The following is a 6,022-nucleotide window of genomic DNA, read 5'->3' on the forward strand; positions in this document are numbered from 1 at the left end:
CCACTGACCGGACTTTTCCTTTCGATCGGATACTTGAGATGGATACACGCAGTGCTGCGTCTGCAGAAGTTCGTGGGCGCAATGTCGTCGTTGTCGGCACGCAATGGGGTGACGAGGGCAAGGGCAAGGTCGTCGATTGGCTGACCGACCACGCCGCCGGGGTGGTGCGCTTCCAGGGGGGTCACAACGCGGGCCACACGCTGGTCATCAACGGCGTCAAGACGGCGCTGCAACTGATCCCCTCGGGCATCATGCGTGCGGGCGTCGCCTGCTACATCGGTAACGGTGTCGTGGTCGATCCCGCGCATCTGCTGCTGGAAATCGGCCGCCTCGAAGCCGCTGGCCTGGATGTGCGCTCGCGCCTGTTCATCAGTGAATCGTGCCCGCTGATCCTGCCGTTCCACGTCGAGGTGGACAAGGCACGGGAAGCCCTGCGCGAGACGAGCGGCGCCGGCAAGATCGGCACCACGGGCAAGGGCATCGGCCCGGCCTACGAGGACAAGGTGGCCCGCCGCGCCCTGCGCGTGCAGGATCTGAAGCATCCGGATCGTTTCGCCAGGAAGCTGCGCGAGCTGCTGGCGCTGCACAACTTTGCGCTGGAGGGCTATCTGAACAGCCAGGCGCTGCAGTTCCAGCCCATCTTCGACCATGCGATGGAAATGGCCGAACACCTCAAGCCCATGATGGCCGATGTCGGCGTGCGGATCGACGCGGCCAACCGGGCGGGTGGCAGCATCCTGTTCGAAGGCGCGCAAGGCACGCTGCTCGACATCGACCATGGCACCTACCCGTATGTCACCTCCAGCAACTGCGTGGCGGGCAACGCCGCGGCTGGCTCCGGTGTCGGCCCGCATCTGCTGCACTACATGCTGGGCATCACCAAGGCGTACACCACGCGCGTCGGCTCGGGTCCGTTCCCGACCGAGCTGCCGATGGACGAGCCGGGTACCGTGGGCTACCACCTCTCCACGGTCGGGCAGGAGCGTGGCACCGTCACGGGCCGCGCACGCCGCTGTGGCTGGCTCGATGGCGCAGCCCTCAAGCGCGCCATGCTGATCAATGGCATCACCGGTCTGTGCATGACCAAGCTCGACGTGCTGGACGGTCTCGACGAGATCCGCATGTGCATCGGCTACGACTTGCACGGTGAGCGTGTGGGCATCCTGCCGCTTGATGCCGACGAGATCGTCCACTGCCAGCCAGTCTACGAAGTGTTTCCGGGCTGGACGGAAAAGACTTTCGGCATCACGTCCTGGGACAACTTGCCGCTGAATGCACGCCGTTACCTGGAGCGCGTGCAGGAGTTCATCGCGACGCCGATCGCCATGGTCTCGACCGGCCCTGACCGCGACCACACGATCCTGCTGCGCCATCCCTACAAGGACTGAATGTCCGCCCCGACCACGCAAGTACAAGGAATCCACATGCTCACCGATGACGGCAAACACCTGTATGTGTCCTGGGACGAATACCACCTGCTGACCGAGAAACTCGCCATCAAGGTTCACCAGTCGGGGTGGGAGTTCGACCAGATCCTGTGTCTGGCGCGTGGTGGTCTGCGTCCTGGTGATGTCCTGTCACGGGTGTTCGACAAGCCGCTGGCGATCATGGCCACGAGTTCCTACCGCGCTGAAAGCGGCACGATCCAGGGCCGGCTGGACATGGCCACGTACATCACCATGCCCAAGGGCGAACTGGCGGGGCGGGTGCTGCTGGTCGATGACCTGGCGGATTCCGGCGTGACCTTGCAGGCGGTGGTAGACCGCCTGCGGGGAATGCCCTCGATCCGCGAGCTGCGTTCCGCGGTGCTGTGGGTGAAGGGGGTTTCTTGCTATACGCCCGATTACTTCGTCGAATCGCTGCCCACCAGCCCATGGATACACCAGCCGTTCGAGGAATATGACGCCATGCGACCGGATGCACTGACCCGCAAGCTGTCGGTGTGATCTGTTGATTCAGGCGCAACCCGCTGCACCGACAGGTCAGCGGGTTTTTTTGAGTTTCTGGGGAGGAGGGACGATGCATCCGGAAAATGAAAAAGCCAGCTCGAAAGCTGGCTTTTTCTGATGGTGTTGGTGCCCAGGAGAGGACTCGAACCTCCACGGAGTTACCCGCTAGTACCTGAAACTAGTGCGTCTACCAATTCCGCCACCTGGGCTTTGAAATCCTGAATACGAACACAGACCTGGATTTCATCGGTCTGTGCAAGTGGCGAGATTCGGCGTATGCTGAATCTCATTGGTGCCCAGAAGAGGACTCGAACCTCCACGGAGTTACCCGCTAGTACCTGAAACTAGTGCGTCTACCAATTCCGCCATCTGGGCTTTAGCTTCTTTGCTGAAGGGAATTTCTTCCTAAGCAGCGCAGAACGCTAGTGTAGCATGGCTCAAAAGTTAATTGCAAGGACTCTCGTTGAACAACAGTCATGTATCGAATGAAGTCGATGGCACGGTGCAGGGCCACCGCGATGGGCACGGGTTTGTCGTGCTCGACAGCGGGGAGGCCGACATCTATCTGGCACCGCAGGAAATGCGGGCCGTGCTGCACCACGACCGGGTGCGGGTGCGGGTCATGCGGCTTGACCGGAAAGGGCGCCCCGAGGGGCGGGTTCTGGACATCCTGGAGCGCCGCAAGACGCCGATCATCGGGCGCTTGCTGCTGGAAAACGGCGTTTGGGTCGTCGCACCCGAAGACAAACGCTATGGGCAGGACATCCTGATCCAGAAGAACGCGACCGCCAATGCCGAGGCGGGCCAGGTGGTGGCGGTCGAGCTGACCGAGCCACCCTCGCTGCATTCCCAGCCGGTCGGCCGCATCACCGAGGTACTGGGCGACATCGACGACCCCGGCATGGAGATCGAGATCGCCGTGCGCAAGTACGAAGTGCCGCACCGCTTTTCACCCGAGACGCTGGCCCAGACCGGCAAGCTGCCCGACAAGGTGCGCCCGGCCGACATGAAGCACCGGGTCGATCTGACCGATGTGCCGCTGGTCACGATCGATGGCGAAGATGCCCGTGACTTCGACGACGCCGTCTATTGCGAGCCGGCAAAGGTCGGGCGCAAGAAGGGGTGGCGCCTGCTGGTGGCCATTGCCGACGTCAGCCACTACGTCAAGCCGGGCGACCCCCTCGATGGCGACGCCTACGAGCGGGCCACGTCGGTCTACTTTCCACGGCGCGTCATCCCCATGCTGCCGGAGAAGCTCTCCAACGGCCTGTGCTCGCTCAACCCGAACCAGTCCCGCCTGTCCATGGTCTGCGACATGCTGGTCGATGGGGACGGCGAGGTCACGGCCTACCAGTTCTACCCGGCCGTCATCTGCTCCCATGCCCGGCTGACCTACACCGAGGTGGCGGCCGTGCTCTCGAACACCCGTGGACCGGAGGCCCAGCGCCAGAAGCATCTCGTGCCGCATCTGCTGCACCTGCACGAGGTCTACCGTGTCCTGCTCAAGCAGCGCGCGGGCCGTGGGGCCATCGATTTCGAGACCACCGAGACCCAGATCGTCTGCGACGACAACGGCCGCATCGACAAGATCGTACCGCGCGTGCGCACCGAGGCACACCGCCTGATCGAAGAGGCCATGCTCGCGGCCAACGTCTGTGCCGCCGACTTCATCCAGGCCGGCAAGCACCCTTCGCTCTACCGCGTCCACGAAGGCCCGACGCCCGAGAAGCGGCTGGCCCTGCAAAACTACCTGCGCAGCCTCGGCCTGAGCCTCACGGTCAGCGACGAGCCGACGCCAGGCGAGCTGCAGGCCCTGGCGCAGCAGACCCGCGACCGACCGGACGCAGCGCAGATCCACACCATGCTGCTGCGCTCCATGCAGCAGGCGATCTACACCCCCTTCAACAACGGCCACTTCGGCTTGTCCTACAGCGCCTACACCCACTTCACCAGCCCGATCCGGCGTTATCCGGACCTGCTGGTCCACCGGGTCATCAAGGGGCTGCTGGTGGGCAAGAAATATGGGCTGGTGGTGAAAGCGCCAGCCGCCGGGCGTCTGCCACCGCCACCCCGGCGCCGCCAACCGGCCAAGGTGCCAGGCCCGGCGCCCCGCGTCGAGGGCATCGCGCCCCGTGATCTGGAGGTCTGGGAGGCCGCTGGTGCCCATTGCAGCGCCAACGAGCGCCGCGCCGACGAAGCGTCGCGTGACGTGGAAGCCTGGTTGAAGTGCAAGTTCATGCGCGACCGGCTCGGCGAGGAATACACCGGCACGGTCAGCTCCGTCACCAGCTTCGGCTTGTTCGTGCAGCTCGACGATCTGTACGTCGAGGGTCTGGTCCACATCACCGAGCTGGGCGGCGAGTATTTCCGCTACGACGATGTGCGCCACGAGCTGCGCGGCGAGCGCACGGGGGTGCGGTACGCGGTGGGCGGGCGCATCCGGGTCCAGGTCAGCCGCGTCGATCTGGACGGACGCCGGATCGATTTCCGGCTGGTGCGCGACCCGCTGATGGCACCGACGACGCCGACGGCGGCACCGAAGTCCGTCCGCGAACGCCACGCCACCGCACAGGACGAGCTGGTGTCGCTCCAGGATGCTGACCGGGAGGTGCGCCGTGCCACGCGCAAGGCGACCGCACGCAAATCCAGCCCGCGGGCAGGCAAGACGGCCAGCAGCAAGGTGCCCGGCAAGGCGGCGGGCAAGGCGGCGGGCAAATCCTCGGGCGGCAAACGCTGAGGCGCTGGGCCACGCCCGAATCGCAGCCTGCTCAGTGCCCGTCCGGGATCAGCCGGCTGGCGACCAGCACGCTGCCGGTCGCGCTGTGCTGCTCGGCACGCAGTCCGTGCCGGTACACCGCCTGTCTGGCCGCCCACTCGGCATCGGACCACCGCTGCGCCACGTCCAGGCCCTCGCGGCCACCGGCCAACTGGCTCCACAGCCCGGCGATCCAGCCGGCCAGCACGTCGCCGCTGCCCGGTGTGGCCAGCGCCGCGTTGCCGCTGGTGTTGATCCACGCAATGGCGCCTGCGTCTGGCAGGACCACCAGACTGCCGGAGCCTTTGAGGACCACGGCGGCGCCCAGGCGGCTGGCCAGCGTTCGCACCGCGTGGAAGCGGTCGGCCTGGACCTCGGCGGCGCTGCAGCCCAGCAGGCGCGCCGCCTCCAGCGGGTGCGGCGTCAGCACCGTGGGCAGGCCGCGTTCACGCCGTCCGCGCAGTGCGTTGCACAGCGCAGGCGCCTCGGCCAGCGCATTCAGCGCGTCGGCATCCAGCACCAGCCGGGCGGCATGGTGCAGCGCGCCAGGCAAGTGGTCACGCAGGGTTGGTCCGCCACCACAGCCGATTACTGCCGTGGCGGCCTGCAGGCGCAGGGCGTCGGGGGCGTCGGCCAGCATCAGCTCCGGGTGCTGCGGATCGAGCCGCGGCGCACCGGGATCGAGCAGGTGGACGTAGATCCGACCGGCGCCCACGCCCAGCGCCGCCCGTCCTGCCAGCAGCGCCGCACCGGCCATCGACCGGCCACCGCCCAGCACCCAGACATCGCCAAAACTGCCCTTGTGCTGCCCGTGCCGGCGGACCGGTCCGCCGGCATCGGTGCCGACCGGGCTGTGCAGCCAGGCCACCGGCGTCGGTGGTCCGGCGGGCAGCGTCGGCACCCCGAGGTCGTCCCACCAGACCTCGCCGGACGGGTCGCGGCCGTGGGCAGTGAAGAGGCCAGGGGCCAGCGTCAGCAGTGCCAGTGTCCAGCGGGCTTGCACGCACGGCGCGCCCGGTGCCAGCGCGCCTGTGTCCCCTGGCAAGCCGGAGGGCACGTCCACCGCCAGCACCGGGGCGGCCTGCTGCTGCACCCAGCGGATCGCCTGCGCCATCTCGCCACTGACCGGGAGGGTCAGGTCGCTGCCGAGCAGGGCATCGATGACCAGATCGGTCGGGGCCTCGTCCGCCTCGGTGGTGGACCGGGCGTGGGGGGTCAGCGCCATGGCCAGGCGCGCCACGGCGCCGCCAGCGCGCTCCAGCAGCGTCTGCGGTCCCAGTGTCTGCGCGGCGAATGCCTCGATGGCACGGGCCGCCGT

General features: G+C 66.8%; 4 protein-coding genes and 2 tRNA genes. 3 read left to right on the forward strand and 3 right to left on the reverse strand.

The features are described 5' to 3' along the window. Window positions 1-38: 38 nt before the first annotated feature. Window positions 39-1,388, forward strand: a complete 1,350-nt coding sequence (locus QZW52_RS09925) for an adenylosuccinate synthase (RefSeq protein ID WP_293998010.1) — start codon at window positions 39-41, stop codon at window positions 1,386-1,388. A 36-nt stretch (window positions 1,389-1,424) separates the two neighbouring features. Then, on the forward strand, window positions 1,425-1,946 hold the full coding sequence (locus tag QZW52_RS09930) for a phosphoribosyltransferase (RefSeq protein ID WP_293998012.1): 522 nt from the start codon (window positions 1,425-1,427) through the stop codon (window positions 1,944-1,946). 127 nt (window positions 1,947-2,073) lie between these two features. Here QZW52_RS09930 and QZW52_RS09935 read toward each other — a convergent pair. Both QZW52_RS09935 and QZW52_RS09940 read right to left on the reverse strand, forming a co-directional pair. Further along, window positions 2,074-2,158 (reverse strand) — tRNA-Leu (locus tag QZW52_RS09935). A gap of 81 nt (window positions 2,159-2,239) precedes the next feature. Beyond that, a tRNA-Leu gene (locus QZW52_RS09940) sits at window positions 2,240-2,324 on the reverse strand. Between the two features lie 88 nt (window positions 2,325-2,412). On the opposite strand from QZW52_RS09940, the gene rnr reads away from it, so the two are divergent. Beyond that, window positions 2,413-4,686, forward strand: a complete 2,274-nt coding sequence (rnr, locus tag QZW52_RS09945; RefSeq protein WP_293998014.1) for a ribonuclease R — start codon at window positions 2,413-2,415, stop codon at window positions 4,684-4,686. 31 nt (window positions 4,687-4,717) lie between these two features. Here the strand turns inward: rnr and QZW52_RS09950 are convergent. Beyond that, window positions 4,718-6,022: NAD(P)H-hydrate dehydratase (locus tag QZW52_RS09950; protein WP_293998016.1), on the reverse strand; the 1,305-nt coding region annotated here is incomplete at its 5' end.

It is taken from the genome of Sphaerotilus sp., assembly GCF_013299175.1.
Lineage (GTDB): Bacteria > Pseudomonadota > Gammaproteobacteria > Burkholderiales > Burkholderiaceae_C > Sphaerotilus.

Excerpts from the sequence above, each read along its gene's own strand:
- QZW52_RS09925 (WP_293998010.1), top strand. The coding sequence starts at position 39 with ATGGATACACGCAGTGCTGCGTCTGCAGAAGTTCGTGGGCGCAATGTC.
- QZW52_RS09930 (WP_293998012.1), top strand. The coding sequence starts at position 1,425 with ATGCTCACCGATGACGGCAAACACCTGTATGTGTCCTGGGACGAATAC.